The organism is Streptomyces spiramyceticus, assembly GCF_028807635.1.
Taxonomy (GTDB): Bacteria; Actinomycetota; Actinomycetes; order Streptomycetales; family Streptomycetaceae; genus Streptomyces; species Streptomyces spiramyceticus.
Genome location: NZ_JARBAX010000001.1, coordinates 1,913,003 through 1,931,116 on the forward strand (window position 1 = coordinate 1,913,003; position 18,114 = coordinate 1,931,116).

Annotated in this window: 14 protein-coding genes; 13 read left to right on the forward strand and 1 reads right to left on the reverse strand. The window is 70.4% G+C overall.

Going from position 1 to position 18,114, the window contains the following annotated elements; all coding sequences use genetic code 11:
- The first annotated feature begins 108 nt into the window (after positions 1 to 108).
- The 10 genes from PXH83_RS08685 to PXH83_RS08730 all read left to right on the forward strand — a co-directional run bounded on the left by PXH83_RS08685 (position 109) and on the right by PXH83_RS08730 (position 12,305).
- Positions 109 to 1,170 carry a mechanosensitive ion channel family protein gene (locus PXH83_RS08685; RefSeq protein ID WP_274558503.1) on the forward strand — a complete coding sequence of 354 codons (1,062 nt, stop codon included), beginning with the start codon at positions 109 to 111 and terminating at the stop codon, positions 1,168 to 1,170.
- 121 nt (positions 1,171 to 1,291) lie between these two features.
- A complete protein-coding gene (locus PXH83_RS08690) occupies positions 1,292 to 2,503 on the forward strand; it encodes an ROK family transcriptional regulator (protein WP_274558505.1) in 1,212 nt (403 codons plus the stop codon).
- A 50-nt stretch (positions 2,504 to 2,553) separates the two neighbouring features.
- Positions 2,554 to 3,897 carry an ABC transporter substrate-binding protein gene (locus PXH83_RS08695; protein ID WP_274558507.1) on the forward strand — a complete coding sequence of 448 codons (1,344 nt, stop codon included), beginning with the start codon at positions 2,554 to 2,556 and terminating at the stop codon, positions 3,895 to 3,897.
- A gap of 7 nt (positions 3,898 to 3,904) precedes the next feature.
- Complete coding sequence (locus PXH83_RS08700) at positions 3,905 to 4,846, forward strand: carbohydrate ABC transporter permease (protein WP_274558509.1); 942 nt, start codon at positions 3,905 to 3,907, stop codon at positions 4,844 to 4,846.
- Positions 4,843 to 5,760, forward strand: coding sequence for a carbohydrate ABC transporter permease (locus PXH83_RS08705; protein WP_420803132.1), 918 nt, complete (start codon positions 4,843 to 4,845; stop codon positions 5,758 to 5,760). The genes PXH83_RS08700 and PXH83_RS08705 overlap by 4 nt, the downstream gene beginning before the upstream one ends.
- 8 nt (positions 5,761 to 5,768) lie before the next feature.
- Entirely contained in the window at positions 5,769 to 7,034 is a 1,266-nt protein-coding gene (locus tag PXH83_RS08710) for a 6-phospho-beta-glucosidase (protein WP_274558513.1), read from the forward strand.
- A complete protein-coding gene (locus tag PXH83_RS08715) occupies positions 7,025 to 7,996 on the forward strand; it encodes an N-acetylglucosamine kinase (protein WP_274558515.1) in 972 nt (323 codons plus the stop codon). Before PXH83_RS08710 ends, PXH83_RS08715 begins: the two co-directional genes overlap by 10 nt.
- Before the next feature lie 421 nt (positions 7,997 to 8,417).
- Complete coding sequence (locus tag PXH83_RS08720) at positions 8,418 to 9,821, forward strand: hypothetical protein (protein WP_420803133.1); 1,404 nt, start codon at positions 8,418 to 8,420, stop codon at positions 9,819 to 9,821.
- A gap of 107 nt (positions 9,822 to 9,928) precedes the next feature.
- Positions 9,929 to 10,879, forward strand: a complete 951-nt coding sequence (locus PXH83_RS08725) for a glutamate ABC transporter substrate-binding protein (RefSeq protein ID WP_338054730.1) — start codon at positions 9,929 to 9,931, stop codon at positions 10,877 to 10,879.
- A gap of 76 nt (positions 10,880 to 10,955) precedes the next feature.
- Positions 10,956 to 12,305 (forward strand): coiled-coil domain-containing protein, encoded by a 1,350-nt coding sequence (locus PXH83_RS08730; RefSeq protein ID WP_274558519.1) that lies wholly within the window; start codon positions 10,956 to 10,958, stop codon positions 12,303 to 12,305.
- Between the two features lie 7 nt (positions 12,306 to 12,312).
- Here PXH83_RS08730 and PXH83_RS32440 read toward each other — a convergent pair whose 3' ends face one another.
- Complete coding sequence (locus PXH83_RS32440; RefSeq protein WP_420803134.1) at positions 12,313 to 12,705, reverse strand: hypothetical protein; 393 nt, start codon at positions 12,703 to 12,705, stop codon at positions 12,313 to 12,315.
- Positions 12,706 to 12,712: 7 nt separating this feature from the next.
- Between PXH83_RS32440 and PXH83_RS08735 the strand changes: the two genes are divergently transcribed.
- The 3 genes from PXH83_RS08735 to PXH83_RS08745 are packed head-to-tail and all read left to right on the forward strand — an operon-like array spanning position 12,713 to position 18,087.
- Complete coding sequence (locus PXH83_RS08735; RefSeq protein WP_420803135.1) at positions 12,713 to 15,343, forward strand: serine/threonine-protein kinase; 2,631 nt, start codon at positions 12,713 to 12,715, stop codon at positions 15,341 to 15,343.
- A 3-nt stretch (positions 15,344 to 15,346) separates the two neighbouring features.
- Complete coding sequence (locus PXH83_RS08740) at positions 15,347 to 16,684, forward strand: protein phosphatase 2C domain-containing protein (protein WP_274558523.1); 1,338 nt, start codon at positions 15,347 to 15,349, stop codon at positions 16,682 to 16,684.
- Positions 16,685 to 16,728: 44 nt separating this feature from the next.
- Positions 16,729 to 18,087, forward strand: a complete 1,359-nt coding sequence (locus PXH83_RS08745; protein ID WP_274558525.1) for a vWA domain-containing protein — start codon at positions 16,729 to 16,731, stop codon at positions 18,085 to 18,087.
- Positions 18,088 to 18,114: the final 27 nt, after the last annotated feature.

The window sequence follows — 18,114 nt, forward strand, 5'->3', positions numbered from 1 at the left end:
TTCATGCCCTGGTGAGGCTTGTCTCTCCCTCGAACAGAGCACCGGCCTAGGCGGGATGCCCCGTTAGTGTGGTTGGTCTGCTGTCGTCCCTGCCTGGAGGTTCTTGCCGTGTTCTGGTCCGCCCTGTCGGCCCCCGACCCGACGACCGAACCCGTCACCCTCGACGGGGCCACGCAGCAGGCGAACAACGCCGCGGGCTGGGTGGAGGAGAACTGGTCCGTCTGGCTGAGCGTGGGCCTGCGCATTCTGCTGATCGTCGTGATCGCCGTCGTACTGCGTACGGTCATTCGCCGCGCCCTCACCAGGCTGATAGCGCGCATGAACCGCAGCGCCCAGGCGGTCGAGGGCACCGCACTAGGCGGTCTCCTGGTGAACGCCGAGCGGCGCCGCCAGCGCTCCGAGGCGATCGGGTCCGTACTGCGGTCCGTCGCGTCGTTCCTGATCCTCGGTACGGCCGCCCTGATGGTGCTGGGCGCCCTCAACATCAATCTGGCGCCGCTCCTCGCATCGGCGGGTGTGGCGGGTGTGGCGCTCGGTTTCGGTGCGCGCAACCTCGTCACCGACTTCCTCTCCGGCGTCTTCATGATCCTTGAGGACCAGTACGGCGTGGGGGACAGCATCGACGCGGGCGTCGCGTCGGGCGAGGTCATCGAGGTCGGCCTGCGGGTGACGAAGCTGCGCGGCGACAACGGCGAGATCTGGTACGTCCGCAACGGCGAGATCAAGCGGATCGGCAACCTCAGCCAGGGCTGGGCCACGGCCGGAGTCGACGTACAGGTACACCCCTCCGAGGACCTGGACCGCGTACGCAAGGTGATCGCCGAGACCGCCGACGCATTCGCCAAGGACGAGCCGTGGAACGAGCTGCTGTGGGGCCCGGTCGAGGTGCTCGGCCTGGACTCGGTGCTGCTCGACTCGATGGTCGTGCGGGTCTCCGCGAAGACGATGCCGGGCAAGGCGCTCGGGGTGGAGCGCGAACTGCGCTGGCGGATCAAGCAGGCGTTCGACCGGGCGGGCATCCGGATCGTCGGCGGCCCCGTGGGAGCCGGGCCGGAGGCCGCCGCCGACCCGACGGCGGGCATGGCGGCGCCGTCCGCCTACGCCTCGGCGACCTCCCCGCAGTCGGTCTCGGCGTCCCCGATCCCGCCGCCCACGAATCTCGCAAAGTAACCCCCGCTGAGGCCCTTGACGCCTGCCTTACGGGCGTCTTACCTTCCTCTCACCGAATAGGAAACTTTCCTAACAATGATGTTCGGGAGAGTGTCGGTAGCTGAAGGGTGGGTGCGTCGCCATGGCCGGTACACCGGGTACGCCGGGAACACCGCGCGTACTGCGTGCGATGAACGACCGTGCCGCGCTCGACCTGCTCCTTGAGCACGGCCCCCTCTCCCGTACGAAGATCGGCAAGCTCACCGGGCTCTCCAAGCCCACCGCCTCCCAGCTGCTGGCCCGCCTGGAGTCAGCGGGCCTCGTCGTCGCCACCGGTACGAGCGAGGGGCGGCCGGGACCCAACGCCCAGCTGTACGCCGTCAACGCCCGCGCCGCCCATGTCGCCGCGCTCGACGTGACGCCGGAGCGGATCCTGGCCGCTGTCGCCGACGTGACGGGCGAGACCGTCGGGCAGTTCGCGCTGCCCACGCCCGGCCGCCGCGCCGCCGAGTCCGTCGTCGTCCAGGTGACCGAGGCGCTCGACGGAGCCGTGAAGGCCGCCGGGCTCGTACGGTCCGACGTCCACCGGGTCGTCGTCGCGACACCGGGCGCCTTCGACCCCGGCACCGGACGACTGCGGTACGCGTCCCACCTGCCCGGCTGGCACTCCCCCACGCTCCTCGACGAGCTGGCGGCCGCGCTGCCCATGCCCGTCGAGTACGAGAACGACGTGAACCTGGCCGCCGTCGCCGAGCAGCGTCTGGGCGCGGCACGCGGGCACCAGGACTTCGTGCTCCTGTGGAACGAGGGCGGGCTCGGCGCCGCGCTGGTGATCAACGGGCAGCTGCACCGGGGCTGGACCGGCGGCGCCGGCGAGGTCGGCTTCATGCCGGTGCCCGGCACACCGCTCGTACGCCGGGTGGCCAAGGCGAACTCCGGCGGCTTCCAGGAGCTCGCGGGCGGGCAGGCCGTACCGCGGCTGGCCCGGGAGCTCGGCATCCAGGTGCCGGCGGCCGATTCGTACACCGAGGAGGCCGTCGCGCTGCTCGCCGAGGCGTCGCTGGCCGGCGGCGGCCCGTACCGGGAGCTCCTCCAGGCCTTCGCGACCGGGCTCGCGACCGGCCTCGCCTCGATGGTCGCGCTCCTCGACCCCGAACTGATCGTGCTGTCCGGCGGCGTTCTCGTCGCGGGCGGCGAACCGCTGCGCGCGCTGGTCCAGTCGGAGCTCGCCGAGCTGGCGGCGCCCCGGCCGCGGCTCGTCATCGGATCCGTACAGGAACAGCCGGTGCTGCGCGGGGCGCTGGAGAGCGCCCTCGCGACCACGCGGGACGAGGTCTTCGACACCTCCCGCTAGTCCCTTCTCTCTGCCGCCCAACCCCCGTCCCTGCCCCCGGGAGCCTTGCCATGCGCAGAAACAGCCGTAACAGCCGTCTCATCACCTCAGCCGTGGCCGTCGCGGCGATATCCGTGCTCGCCTCCGCGTGTACGGGCCAGTCGGCGTCCGAGGCGAATGACGACCCGAACGCCAACACCACGATCACCTTCTGGCACGGCTGGAGCGCCCCGACCGAGGTGAAGGCGATCCAGGCGAACGTCGACCGCTTCGAGGCACAGCACAAGAACATCAAGGTCGACGTCGTCGGCAACATCAACGACGACAAGCTCAACCAGGCGTTGCGGGCGGGAGGGTCGAAGGGCCCGGACGTCGTCTCGTCCTTCACGACGTCGAATGTCGGGAAGTTCTGCTCGTCGGGCGCCTTCGCCGATCTCAAGCCCTTCATCGAGAAGTCGAAGCTCGACCTGGAGAAGACCTTCCCGAAGGTGACGCTGGAGTACACGCAGTTCGAGGGCAAGCGGTGCGCGATGCCGCTGCTCGCCGACGCGTACGGCCTCTACTACAACAAGGACGCCTTCAAGAAGGCCGGCATCGCGTCCCCACCGAAGACCATGTCCGAGCTGACCGCCACGGCGAAGAAGCTCACGAAGACCAAGGGTGACAGCTACGAGCAGCTCGGCTTCATGCCGAACTTCCACGGCTTCGAGACGACCACCGAGCATTACATGGGCAGTTGGGACCAGATGTACTTCGACGAGAGCGGCAAGTCCAACATCGCCAAGGATCCGGCCTTCGCTGCCATGTTCACGCAGCAGAAGAAACTGGTCGACGAGCTCGGCGGCTTCGAGAAGCTGGAGAAGTACCGGGGCACCTTCGGTGACGAGTGGGGCGCCAAGCACCCGTTCCACACCGGCCAGGTCGCGATGCAGATGGACGGCGAGTGGCGGCTCGGCATGGCGGAGGACGCCAAGGTGCCGTTCGAGGTCGGCGTCGCGCCGATGCCCGTCGCCGACGACGAGGCCGACAGCTACGGCAAGGGCTTCCTGTCCGGCACGATCATGGGCATCGCCCCGGCCGGCAAGAAGCAGAACGCGGCCTGGGAACTGATCAAGTTCATGACCACCGACACGAAGGCGGTCGTGGAGTTCGCCAACGCGATCCGCAATGTGCCGTCCACCTTCGACGCCCTGAAGTCGCCCGGCCTCAAGCTCGACCCGCGCTTCAAGACCTTCCTGGACATCGCGCAGCACCCGAAGTCGAACACCCCGGCGGGCGCGGTGAATGGTGCCACGTACCTCAACACGCTCCAGGACTTCGGCTACCAGTACGAGAAGGGCGCGGTGAAGGACCTGAAGGCCGGGCTGGAGAAGACGGCTCAGCAGATCGACACCGACATCGCGAAGGCGAAGTAGCCCCCCGATGAGCATGAACACGCTCCGCTCGAAGCGCCGCAGGTCGGCCCTTCGGACGGCGGCCTTCATGTCGCCGTGGCTCGTCGGGTTCAGCGTCTTCTTCGCGTACCCGCTGCTGTCGACCGTCTATTTCTCATTCATGAAGTACGACGGTTTCGGTGTCCCCGCCTTCAACGGGCTCGACAACTGGACGTATGTCTTCAGCGACTACCCGATGTTCTGGCCGTCGCTGGGCAACACGCTGTGGCTCGTCCTGGTCATGGTCACCTGCCGGGTCGTCTTCGGCCTCGGCATCGGCCTGCTCATCACCAGGATCAAGACGGGTACGGGCATCTTCCGCACCCTCTTCTACCTGCCGTTCCTGGCGCCGCCCGTCGCCGCGACGCTCGCCTTCGTCTTCCTGCTCAACCCTGGTACCGGGCCGGTCAATTCGATCCTCGGTGACGTGGGCCTGCCTGCCCCCGGCTGGTTCAACGACGCGTCCTGGTCGAAGCCGGCGCTCACCGTGCTCGCTGTGTGGGGCATCGGCGACCTGATGGTCATCTTCATGGCCGCACTGCTCGACGTACCGAAGGAGCAGTACGAGGCGGCGGAGCTGGACGGCGCGTCCGGGCTTCAGCGCTTCCGGTTCGTCACCCTGCCGAACATCGCGCCGATCGTGATGTTCTCGGTCGTGACCGGCGTGATCCAGACCATGCAGTACTACACACAGCCGCTGGTCGCGGGGAAGGTCGCCTCCGGCATCATCGGCGGCTCGGGCCAGCAGTTCGAGCCGGGCTACCCCGACAAGTCGACGCTCACACTCCCCCAGCTCGTGTACAACCTCGGCTTCCAGCGCTTCGACTACGGGGCGGCCTGTGTCGTCGCCCTCGTTCTGTTCGCCCTGGCCATGGCCTTCACCGCGCTTCTGATGCGGCGGCGCGGCGGCCTGATCCAGGCAGGGGAATGACGACGGTGACTGTGACTGAGCCTGTGAATGAACCTGTGAACACCGCCTCCACGAAGACCGGCCCCACGCCGGCCGAGCGCACCGCACGCCGCAAGGCGCTGCTGCACTGGATCGCCGTGCACTCGCTGGGGATCGCAGCCGCACTCTTCTTCGTACTGCCGTTCGTCTTCGTCGTACTGACGTCGCTGATGAACGACCAGCAGGCGCTGACCCGCGACCTCACCCCGAACACCTGGGAGTGGGGCAACTACGCCAAGGTCTTCGACACACCCGGCTTCCTGACCTGGTGGAGGAACACCCTGCTGTACGCCGGACTGGGTACCGTACTCACGGTCGTCTCCTCGGTTCCGGTGGCGTACGCGCTGGCCAAGTTCCGTTTCCGGGGCCGCAATCTGTCGCTAATGCTCGTCATCTCGATGATGATGCTGCCGCCGCAGGTCGTCATCATCCCGATGTACCTCTTCTGGGCGAAGCAGCTGGACCTGTCCGGCACGCTGTGGCCGCTGATCATCCCGATGGCCTTCGGCGACGCGTTCTCCATCTTCCTGCTGCGGCAGTTCCTGCTGACCATCCCCAACGAGTACCTGGACGCGGCGAAAGTCGACGGCTGCGGCGAATTCCGCACGCTCGTCCGGGTGGTACTGCCGATGGCCAGGCCGGGCATCGCGGCCATCGCACTGTTCCAGTTCTTCTATGCCTGGAACGACTACTTCGGCCCCCAGATCTACGCCTCGGAGAACCCCGGCGCCTGGACGCTGTCGTACGGGCTGGAGTCCTTCAAGGGCGCGCACCACACCGACTGGAATCTGACCATGGCCGCGACCGTACTGGTCATGGCCCCCGTGATCCTCGTGTTCTTCTTCGCACAGAAGGCGTTCGTCGAGGGTGTCACGCTGACCGGAGTAAAGGGCTGAGACGGCATATGAAACTCGCAGTAGTGGGTGGTGGGTCCACCTACACACCTGAGTTGATCGACGGCTTCGCACGGCTTCGGGACACACTGCCGATCGAAGAGCTGGTCCTCGTCGATCCGGCCGCCGAACGGCTCGACCTGGTGGGCGGCCTGGCGCGGCGGATCTTCGCCAAGCAGGGCCACCCGGGCCGCATCACGACGACCTCCGACCTGGACGCGGGCGTCGCCGACGCCGACGCGGTGCTGCTCCAGCTGCGCGTCGGCGGGCAGGCGGCCCGGAAGCAGGACGAGACCTGGCCGCTGGAGTGCGGCTGCGTCGGGCAGGAGACGACGGGCGCCGGAGGCCTGGCGAAGGCGCTGCGGACCGTGCCGGTGGTGCTCGACATCGCGGAGCGGGTACGGCGTACCAACCCGGACGCATGGATCATCGACTTCACCAACCCTGTGGGGATCGTGACGCGGGCGCTGCTCCAGGCGGGTCACAAGGCCGTCGGCCTGTGCAATGTCGCGATCGGTTTCCAGCGGAAGTTCGCGAAACTGCTCGATGTGGCGTCGGCGGATGTGCACCTGAACCATGTCGGTCTCAACCACCTGACGTGGGAGACGGCTGTACGGCTCGGGGGCCCCGAGGGCGAGAACGTGCTGCCCAGGCTGCTGGCCGAGCACGGTGACGCGATCGCCGACGATCTGCACATGCCGCGCGCGATCGTCGACCGGCTCGGCGTCGTCCCCTCGTACTACCTGCGCTACTTCTACGCGCACGACGAGGTCGTACGGGAGTTGGGGACGAAGCCGTCCCGGGCCTCCGAGGTGGCCGGTATGGAGCGGGAGCTGCTGGCCATGTACGGCGACCCGGCGCTGGACGAGAAGCCCGCCCTGCTCGCCGAGCGCGGCGGCGCGTTCTACTCGGAGGCCGCGGTGGATCTGGCGGCGTCCCTGCTGGGCGGAGGAGGCTCGACGTACCAGGTGGTCAACACGTACAACAACGGCACGCTGCCGTTCCTCGCCGACGACGCGGTGATCGAGGTCCAGGCGCGGGTGGACAAGGCGGGGGCGACGCCTCTGGCCGTTCCCGCGCTCGATCCGATGTACGCGGGGCTGATCGCGCATGTGACGGCGTACGAGGAACTGGCGCTGGAGGCCGCGCTGCGCGGCGGGCGGGACCGGGTCTTCAAAGCGCTGCTCGCGCATCCGCTGATCGGCCAGTACGAACACGCCGAGGCGCTCACCGAGCGGCTGATCGCTCACAACCGGGAGCACCTGGCGTGGGCGTGATCGCTTCGGTCCTGGCCATCGACGCCGGGAACAGCAAGACGGACGTGGCCGTGATCGCCGCCGACGGATCGCTCCTGTCCACGGCGCGCGGGGGCGGCTTCCAGCCGCCGGTGGCCGGGGTCGAACCGGCCGTCGACGTCCTCGCGGACGCGGTCGGACGGGCGCTGGCAGAGGCGGGGGCCGAGCGCGTGGAGCACGTGTCGGCCTGCCTGGCCAATGCGGATCTCCCGGTCGAGGAACGGGAGTTGGAGGCGGCGGTCCACGGGCGCGGGTGGGGGCGTACGACCGAGGTGCGCAACGACACCTTCGCGATACTGCGCGCGGGCGTCGACGAGCCGCGCGGTGTCGCGGTGGTGTGCGGCGCGGGCATCAACTGCGTCGGCATGCTCCCGGACGGCCGCACCGCCCGGTTCCCCGCGATCGGCCGGATCTCCGGCGACTGGGGCGGCGGCGGGGGCCTGGCGGAGGAGGCGCTGTGGTGCGCGGCGCGGGCGGAGGACGGGCGGGGCGAGCCAACCGCTCTGGCGCGGGCCCTTCCGGCGCACTTCGGGCTGCCGTCGATGTACGCGCTGATCGAGGCGCTGCACCGTGGCCGGATCGAGCCGGTGCGTCGGCACGAGCTCACCCCGGTGCTCTTCGCGACGGCCGCGGCGGGTGATGCGGTCGCCCGGGCGTTGGTGGACCGGCTGGCGGACGAGGTCGTGGCCATGGCGACGGTTGCGCTCGGGCGGCTCGGTCTGCTGGAGGAGGAGGCGCCGGTGCTGCTCGGGGGGAGCGTGCTCGCGGCGCGGCATCCGCAACTGGACGACCGGATCGCGGCGTTGCTCGCGGTACGGGCCCCGAAGGCGGCGCCGCGCGTGGTAATGGCACCGCCGGTGCTGGGAGCGGGCCTGCTGGGCCTGGACCACGTATCGGCCCCGCCCGGGGCACACGCGAGGCTGCGGGCGCAGTACGAGGCGTAGGGCGGGTGCGCGTGCCAGTGCGGGTGCGCGTGCCAGTGCGGGTGCGCGTGCCAGTGCGGGTGCGCGTGCCAGTGCGGGTGCGCGTGCCAGTGCGGGTTGCCTGCGGCGCTTTCCCCTCCCCGCCCCTTCCCGAAGCTGGGGGCAAGCCCCCAGACCCCCGGGCAGCAAATTCAGCCTCTCCGGCGCTTGAGGAGCGGGGGCTGGGGCGGAGCCCCCCACGCGGCGGCAGCCGCAAAATGTCACAGCGGGAAGGGGCGGGTAGGGGAATTGCGCCGCAGGCAACCCGCGCCCAACGACCACCGCACCCGCACCGCGCCCCCACCCGAACGGGAACCGAACGGATCTCTCCTGCGTATTCATGAGGGGGAGATCGGCGTTCGGAGGGTTCCGCAGGGGCAAGATCCAGTCAATCTTGGTGTGGATGACGGCCACTGCGGCCATACTGAGCTCCGTCAGTGACCGAGGGGGAGGTCAAGTGGCACAGCCGCCGAACGTGCGCGAGGCACAGCCACCCGCACGAACCACCGCGTGGACAGAAGGTGTGGACCGGCTGCGCACCAGCGCGACCACCGAGCCCGGCCGGCTCCGTATCATCGGCGCACTCGTCGCCGCGCTCGTCATCGCGTTCGGGGCGGCAACGGCCTGGGAGATCTCGGACCGCGCTGCCGCCGCCGACGCCGTGGTGACCCGCAGCCAGCCCCTGAGCGCCGATGCGGCCAGCATCTACCGCTCCCTCGCCGACGCCGATTCGGCCGCGGCGAGCGGTTTCCTCGCGGGGGCGCAGGAACCGCAGGACGTGCGCGAGCGGTACGAGAAGGACATCGCGACCGCATCGGGACTGCTGGTGAAGGCCGCCGCCAATACGGACAGTTCCAGCCCGTCGGGGCGCGAAATAGTCACCCTCAACGAGCAGCTCCCCCGCTACACGGGCCTGATCGAGCGCGCCCGCGCCAACAACCGCCTCGGCCTGCCGCTCGGCGGCGCGTATCTCCGCTATGCGAACGAGCGGATGACGAAGACGCTGCTCCCTGCCGCCGAGAGGCTGTACGAGGCGGAGACCGAGCGCCTCGGAGCGGACTACGACGAGGCGCGCGCGTGGCCGTTCATCGGCCTCGGCGTGGGCCTCGTAGCGCTCGGTGGCCTGTTCTGGTCGCAGCGGCGCAACTACCGGCGTACGAACCGGGTGTTCAACCACGGCCTGCTGGCCGCCAGCATCGCGTCCGCCGTCGTACTGCTGTGGCTCGGCGTCGGGCACGCCGTCGCGAGTGCCGGCCTGAAGGACGCCAAGACGCACGGCCAGGAGTCCCTCGAAGTCCTCAACGACGCACGCATCAACTCGCTCAAGGCCCGCGCCAACGAGAATCTCACCCTGGTCGCGCGTGGCGCCGTACTGGCCGAGGACGGCAAGCAGGACCTGTACGAATCCGAGTACACGCAGGGCATGAAGGTCCTCGGCCGGGCGCTCGGTGACGCGCGCAAGCTCGCCGACGACCCCGAGGGCAGCGCCCCCGTGGCGGATGCCGCCGTCAAGGCCAAGGAGTGGCGCAAGCGGCACGGCGCCGCACGCGGCACCGACGACAAGGGTGACTACGAGGGCGCCCTGAAGCAGATCATCGGCGAAAAGGGCTCCACCGGCGAGTGCTTCAACGGCGTCGACGCAGCGCTGGAGAAGGCGCTCGCCCACGAGCAGGAAGAGTTCACGCAGGCCGCCGAGGACGGGCGGGGCGCGCTGACCGGGCTGCCGCTGGGCGCCGCGGTGCTGGCAGTGCTCGGCGCCGCGGGCGCGGTGCTCGGCATCGGGCGCAGGCTTTCGGAGTACAGGTGAGACGGGCGGGAGGAGGCGCGGTGACCAGCACAGGCGGCGAAACGGACAGCAGGCCGGGTCGGCGGATCCCTGCCGGCAGGCTGCGCGGCTGGGGTGGAGTGGCCGCGATGGCCGCCGCCTGCGCGCTGACGGCCGCGGTGACACTGCTGCCGCTCTCGCACAGCAGCGGCGACGGCGACAGCGACGGAAGCGACACGGTGGCGGGCCAGGGAGTCGGCCGGGCTGTGACAGCGCAGCGGGCGGACACCTGCGACACCCCCGAGGCGAGCCTGACCCCGTCGGGAGCCGAAGGTCCGGCGATCGAGAAGATCAAGGAGCGGGGCAAGCTGATCGCGGGAGTCGACCAGAACAGCTTCCGCTGGGGCTACCGCAATCCGGCCACCGGTGACCTCGAAGGCTTCGACATCGACCTCGTGCGCGCCGTGGCGGAGAGCATCCTCGGCGACCCGGACAAGGTCATCTACCGCGCCATACCCACCAATCAGCGCATCCTCGCCCTCCAGGAGGAGAAGGTCGACGTCGTCGTCAGGACGATGACGGTCAACTGCACCCGGCTGAAGGACGTCGCGTTCTCCACGGCGTACTTCCAGGCGGGCCAGCAGGTCCTCGCCCCCAAGGAATCGCCGATCACGGGCTACGACGACTCCCTCGCAGGAAAGAAGGTCTGTACGGCGAAGGGCTCCACGGCGTTCGACGCGCTGGTCAAGAAGTCGTACGGCGCCGACTTCAAGGACCGTACCGTGTCCAACCAGCTGGACTGCCTGGTGCGGCTCCAGCTCGGCGAGGTCGACGCGGTGGTGACGGACAACGCGCTGGCGGCGGGCCAGGCGGCACAGGACCCGGCGGTCGAGCTCAAGGGAGAACCGTTCACGCAGGAGTACTACGGCATTGCCACGAAGCTCGGCAGCGACGATCTGGTGCGCCGGCTGAACCAGGTGCTCGTCGACTACCGCGAGGGTGGCGACGGCAGCCCGTGGATGCAGGCGTACGCCAAATGGCTGAAGGACGACCTTCCGGGCATAACCAAGCCACCGGCGCCCAAATACCGGGACAATTAGCGGCACCGGCAAGGGAATCAACAGCGGACGACCGGATGACGGTAGACCGGATTGCGGAAGAGCGGAGAGGTGATCAATGGGCGTGGCGGCGGGATCCTTCCCCAGCCCCGGCGAGGCGGGAGTGCCCCATTGCCCGGTGATGGACCGGGACGAGGTGGACCGTGCGCTGGCGCGGCTGGAGGCGGAGCACGAGGCGATCGAGACCTCGCTCCTCGCCCTCCAGGACCACGCGGGCCGCAGACTCCTCGAAGGCGCCGAGCTGACGGGTGTCACCAAGGACCGCTGGGCAGCCACCGAGCAGGCCATCACGCTGCTGTGGTCGTACTTCGACGCGTACGCCGCCGCCCTGCACAGCGCCCGTGAGCTGCGGGCGCGGCGGCGCTGGCCGAACCGGGACGACCTGGTCGAACTGACCGACGTACTGCGCGGCGAGAGCGTGACCGTCGCCGGCGGCGCGTCCGGACAGCACGCGCCCGCGATCACCGGTCCCGCCAAACTCTCCGAGCGGTTCACCCTGGCGGAGCTGGTGTCCCGGATGAACGATCTGTACGCACAGTCGCTCGACATGGTCGTCACGGCCGACGCCGTGTGGTCGGCGCTGCCCGCCCGCATAGACCTCCTCGCGGCGGAGCTGGGGCGCACGCGTTCGCTGGCGTACTCCGTCGGCGTACGGCCCGGTGAGCACCCGGCGGGCGACGAGCTGGAGTCGATCACTCATGAGCTGACGACGCTGCGCGCCCAGGTGGTGTCGGACCCGCTGGCCTTCTGGCGTCCGGGTCTCGGCAGTTCGGCGCCGGGCGGCGGCCGCCCCGACACCGACCGCTACGACCGGGCGGCCCGCGCGCTGGAGGAGATCCGGCGCGAGATCGAGGCGGTGCTGACCGTACGGCAGGACGCCGAGCAGCGGCTGGTGCGGCTGCGCGACGTGCTGTCGCGTGCGGACCGCACACTCACCGAGGCCCGGTCGGCGCGCGGCGAGGTCCTGGCGAAGATCGCCGCCTCCGAGGTGCCGGCGGTCGGCGGCCCGTCCACTGTGCTCCAGGAGCAGCTGGTGCTCGCGGCCGACTACCGCAGGCACGCCCAGTGGCACCGGCTCTCGCCGCTCCTGGAGTCCCTGGAGCGCGAGGCCGAGGACGAACTGATGCGGGCGCGCGAGTCGTTGACGGCGGTCACGGCGCCGCTGGCGGTCCGCGCCGAGCTGCGCGGGCGCCTCGATGCGTACAAGGCGAAGGTCGCCAGGCACGGCCTGGCGGAGGACCCCGTGCTGATCGAGCGGTACGACGTGGCCCGCCGCATGCTGTGGAGCGCGCCGTGCGATCTGCGCGTCGCCGAGCAGGCGGTGCTGCGCTATCAGCAGGCCGCGGCGGAGGTCCTCGTCCCGCGGCAGCAGTCCGGTCCCACGGACCACAGGGGGAACACATCATGAGTACGTGTCAGCGTCCCGGCTGCGAGGGGTCGTACGAAGACATGGGCGGCGGTGAGATGTACTGCGACACCTGCGGGCTTGCTCCGGTCGTCTCGCAGAACGGGAATCTGTCTTCTCCGCCTACCGGGATCGCGGCCGGCGGCAGGAGCAATAAGGCCAGCCAGGGCATCCAGGGGGGCTCCCGGGGCAGCAACAGCACATCCGCACGCAGCGGTTCGGGGTCGTCCTCCCGGAGCTCCTCCCGCTCGTCACGGTCCTCCACGTCGCGCCGCTCGGTCTCCGGCCGCCTCTCCCGCTCCCTGTCGGGCGCCTCCGCCTCCCGGTCGGTCTCGGTCCGCAGTTCCGGTTCGTCGTCGGGAGCGTCCGGGCGCAACCGGCTGGGCGCGGGTCTTGTCTCCATACCGGACGTGCCGCGCCCCGACCCGCAGACCGCGGTGATGAAGAACCCGGAGGTCCCGGAGCGGAAGCGGTTCTGCTCGCGCTCCGACTGCGGGGCGCCGGTGGGGCGTTCGCGCGGTGAGCGGCCGGGCCGTACGGAAGGGTTCTGCACGAAGTGCGGGCACCCGTACTCCTTCGTGCCCAAGCTGGGCGCGGGCGACATCGTGCACGGCCAGTACGAGGTCATGGGGTGCCTGGCGCACGGCGGTCTCGGCTGGGTCTATCTCGCGGTCGACCGCGCTGTCTCCGACCGCTGGGTGGTCCTGAAGGGCCTGCTCGACACCGGCGACCAGGACGCGATGGCGGCGGCGATCTCGGAGCGGCGCTTCCTCGCCGAGATCGAGCACTCCAACATCGTCCGCATCTACAACTTCGTCGAGCACCTCGACCAGCGCACCGGTTCCATGGACGGTTACATCGTCATGGAGTACGTCGGCGGCAAGTCGCTCAAGGAGATCGCCAACGAGCGGCGCAGCGAGTCGGGCAAGCGGGATCCGCTGCCGGTCGAGCAGGCGTGTGCGTACGGCATCGAGGCGCTGGAGGCGCTGGGCCACCTGCACAGCAGGAACCTCCTCTACTGCGACTTCAAGGTCGACAACGCCATCCAGCAGCAGGACCAGCTGAAGCTCATCGACATGGGCGCGGTCCGCAGGATGGACGACGAGGAGAGCGCGATCTACGGCACGGTGGGCTACCAGGCCCCCGAGGTGGCCGAGGTGGGGCCGTCCGTCGCATCCGACCTCTACACGGTGGCGCGCACGCTCGCCGTGCTGACCTTCGACTTCCAGGGCTACACGAACGTCTTCGTGGCCAGCCTGCCCGACCCCGAGCACATCGAGGTCTTCCGCAGGTACGAGTCCTTCTACCGCCTCCTGGTCCGGGCCACCGACCCGGATCCGGCACGGCGGTTCGCGTCGGCGACGGAGATGGCGGAGCAGCTGACGGGCGTACTGCGGGAGGTGGTGGCTCTCCAGACGGGCCGCCCGCGCCCGGCGCTTTCGACACTCTTCGGCCCCGAGCTGCGGGTCACGGACACGCAGCTGTTCGCGGAACTGACGGGCGATGTGTCGCAGCTGGGCGGCCGGACGCTCCCGGCGGGACGGCGAGCACGCCGCGCGGCGGCGAAGGCTGTGACTTCGGGCGACGGCGACGGCGCGGGCGCCGCTCCCGGACCGGTCCCGATCGGCGCGGGCGCGTCGGCCGTCCCAGCGCAGGGCATTGGAGTAAGGCCGCTGCCCGGCGCGGCCGAGGGGTACGTCGTCGCAGAGCCGACGCACCGCAGCGGCGGCAGAGGCGCAGGCACAGGCACAGGTACGCCGCGCGGCAACGGCTCCGGAGGAGCTGGTGGTTACGGCGCAGGAGGCGCGGCGTACGGCGGAGCCGGGGCGCCCGGCAGCACATACCCGGGAGCCGGCTCGCAGCCCGGCGGACATCCGGCGCCCGGGGCACCCGCGGGCGGGCACGGTGGAGCCGAGGCACCCGGTGGCTGGGCCTCGGGAGCGGGCTCGCAGTTCGGGGCGTACGCAGGTACGGGTGCCGGTACGTACGCCGGTCCGTACGCCGGTCCAGGGGCGTCGTCGCAGGGTGGCGGGGGCGCTGCCGTTGCGTATGCCGCTACCCGGACCGCCATTCCGGCGCCCCGGGTCCCGCCGGGCGTTCCAGTGGATGCCTCCTACCTCGCGCCGCTCAAGGCGCGGGCCACTTCGCTCGCGCTGCCCGTGCCGCGCGTCGACCCGAACGACCCCAACGCCGGGTTCCTCGCGGGCCTGATGGCCTCCGCACCCGCCGAGCTCATCGCCGCCCTCCAGTCCGCGCCCGGTGACTCCGTCGAGCGCCGGCTGCGCGAGCTGCGCGCCCGGCTGGAGATGGGCGAACTGACCACCGCTGCCCAGGCGTTGCAGGCGCTTGAGGTGCAGCACCCGGACGACTGGCGGGTCGTCTGGTACCGGGGCATCGCCTCCCTCGCCACCGGGGACAACGAGAGCGCGGCGCTGTCCTTCGACGCGATCTACGACGCGTTCCCCGGCGAGGCCGCGCCCAAGCTCGCCCTCGCGTTCTGCGCCGAAGTCCTCGGCCAGATGGACAACGCCGCCGAGTACTACCGACTCGTATGGACTACAGACCCGAGTTACGTGAGCGCCGCCTTCGGCCTCGCTCGCGTGCAGCTCGCCGCGGGCGACCGGCCCGGCGCCGTACGCACGCTGGAGTCCGTACCGGAGGCTTCGATCCACTACACGGCGGCCCGTGTCGCCGCTGTACGGGCACGCCTGCGGCGCCGCGCCGTGCAGGACCCGCTGATCGACGATCTGAAGGCGGCCGCCACCCAGGTGGAGGCCCTGCAGAGCGTCGGTCTCGACGCCGTACGCCGTGAGCAGTTGTCCACAGAGGTGCTGGGCACGGCCCTCGACTGGGTACTCTCCGGTGGGCGCGGGGCCGGCTCCGCGCAGACCGCGCTGCTCGGCAGCCAACTGGACGAGCGCGGCCTGCGCTTCGGTCTGGAACGCTCGTACCGGGTGCTTGCCCGGCTCGCCCAGCGCGGCGAGGAGAGGATCGACCTGGTGGAACGGGCCAACCGTTTCCGCCCCCGGACCTGGGTGTGATTGATGTCGCAGATGCACCAGCAGCCTGCTGGGTCGGCCGCCTGTCCCGGCTGCGAGGAGCCGCTGGAGCCGGGTGACCTGTTCTGCGGTGCGTGCGGGTACGACCTGTCGGCCGTCCCGCCGATGCCGCAGGACCAGCCCACGGTGGCCATTGCGGTGGGGCCGCGCGCGGCAGCGGCGGGCAGCGCGGAGCTGTCCCCCGCCGCCGTACGGTACGACGACCCGCCCCGAACCGCACCTGCGGACGGCGACTTCGCACTCCCCGCACCGGCAGCCGCACCGGTCCCCGCACCAGCGGCGCCGCCCGTCCCCCCACCCGCGCAGGCGCCCGTGGTCCCCGCACAGCCCGTCGACCCCCGCACCGCCGTCCCCGTGCCCGAGCCGACACCCCCGGCAGGCACGCCCGCCGCCAAGGTGTGCGTCGCCTGCCGCAGCGGCCGGATCGACGAGGACGGCTACTGCGAGAACTGCGGCCACGCCCAGCCCCGCGAGCGCGACCACATGGAGCAGGAGCTGGACGCCGTCGCGGCGGTCAGCGACCGAGGTCTGCGCCACCACCGGAACGAGGACTCCTTCGCGGTCTCCTCGGCGGCCCTGCCCGACGGTTCGCCCGCCGTCGTCGCGATCGTCTGCGACGGTGTGTCCTCGGCGACCCGCCCCGACGAGGCTTCGGCGGCCGCCGCGAGCGCCGCCAACGAGGCGCTCCTCGAATCCCTTCCGCGCGGCACGCACCCGCAGCAGGCGATGCACGAGGCGATCGTCGCGGCGGCCGAGTCGGTCAACTCCCTTGCCGTGGACCCCGGTCATGCCAAGGAGCACGACCCCGACCACCACACGAACGCGCCCGCCTGCACCCTGGTCGGCGCTATCGTCGCGAGCGGCCTGCTCGTCGTCGGCTGGGTCGGCGACAGCCGCGTCTACTGGGTGCCGGACGACCGCACCGCACCGCCCGCCCGGCTCACCGAGGACGACTCGTGGGCGGCCCAGATGGTGGCGGCGGGCCTGATGAACGAAGCGGAGGCCTACGCCGACGAGCGTGCCCACGCGATCACCGGCTGGCTCGGCGCGGACGCGTACGAACTGGAGCCGCACACCGCCGCCTTCAAGCCGGACCGGCCGGGCGTGGTCGTCGTATGCACGGACGGCCTGTGGAACTACGCGGAGGCGGCACAGGAGATGGCGCAGGTCGCACCGGCCGACGCCGCGGACCGGCCGCTGCACTGCGCCCAGGTACTGGTGGGGCACGCGCTCGACGGCGGGGGCCACGACAACGTAACAGTGGCGGTGCTGCCGTTCCCCGTACCGCCGCAAGGGGCAGGATCGGCCTACGGCACGGCGTAAGGCCCCTGTTCCCCTTCCTTCTGGAGTCCCGAGGAGCCAATTCGATGGCCAACTTCTCCAAGTCCCATGTGCCGCAATTCTCCGTCGACGTGTATCAGAACGAGTACCTGCCGGAGGGCGGTCGCGAGGTCAACGCGATCGTCACGGTCACCTCCACAGGGGGCGGTACGAGCGGCGCCTCGCTGCTCACGGGGGCCGGCGCCTCGCCCGCGCACATACCGGGGCAAGGGCCGAGCGCGGCCGTTGTGATCATGGTCGACTGTTCGGGGTCGATGGACTACCCGCCGACCAAGATGCGCAACGCGCGGGACGCCACGGCAGCCGCCATCGACACCCTGCGCGACGGCGTCGCCTTCGCGGTGGTCGGCGGTACGCACATCGCGACGGAGGTCTACCCGGGCAACGGCGGCCTCGCGACCGCCGACCACCGGACCAGGGCCGAGGCCAAGGAGGCCCTGCGCAAGCTGAGCGCGGGCGGCGGCACGGCCATCGGCACGTGGCTGAGGCTGACGGACCGGCTACTCGGCTCCGCCGACGTCGCCATCCGGCACGGCATTCTGCTGACCGACGGGCGTAACGAGCACGAGATCCCCGAGGACCTGCGGGCCGCGATTGACTCCTGCGTGGGCCGCTTCACCTGCGACGCCCGTGGCGTGGGTACGGACTGGGAGGTCAAGGAGGTCACCGGCATCGCATCGGCGCTGCTCGGCACGGCCGACATCGTCGCCGACCCGACGGGCCTGGCCGCGGACTTCACTCACATGATGGAGAACGCGATGGGCAAGGAGGTCGCGGACGTGGCGCTGCGGCTGTGGACGCCCGTCGGCGTGGAGATCAAGTTCGTCAAGCAGGTGGCGCCCGCGGTCGAGGACCTGACCGGCCGCCGCAGCGAGGTGCCCCCGCGCGCCGGTGACTATCCGACGGGCTCGTGGGGCGACGAGTCGCGCGACTACCACGTGTGCGTGCAGGTCCCCGAGGCCGGCATCGGCCAGGAGATGCTGGCGGCCCGCGTCTCGCTCATCCTTCCCGACCCGTCGGGCGGTACGCCGCGAACGCTCTCCCAGGGTCTCGTACGGGCGGTGTGGACGGACGACATGGTCGCATCCACCTCTATAAACCCCCAGGTCGCGCACTACACGGGCCAGGCGGAACTGGCACAAGTCATTCAACAGGGTCTTGATGCACGCAAGTCGGGCGACTTCGACGGAGCGACCGCGAAACTCGGCCGTGCGGTGCAGCTGGCGGCCGCTTCGGGGAACGCTGACACCGCGAAACTCCTTTCGAAGGTGGTGGACGTCGTCGACGCGACGACGGGTACTGTGCGACTCAAGGCGAAGGTCGCGGAGGCGGACGAGATGACCCTCGAAACGCGCTCCACCAAGACAGTTCGCGTGAAGAAATAACCAAGAAGCGACGAGAAGTACCGATTT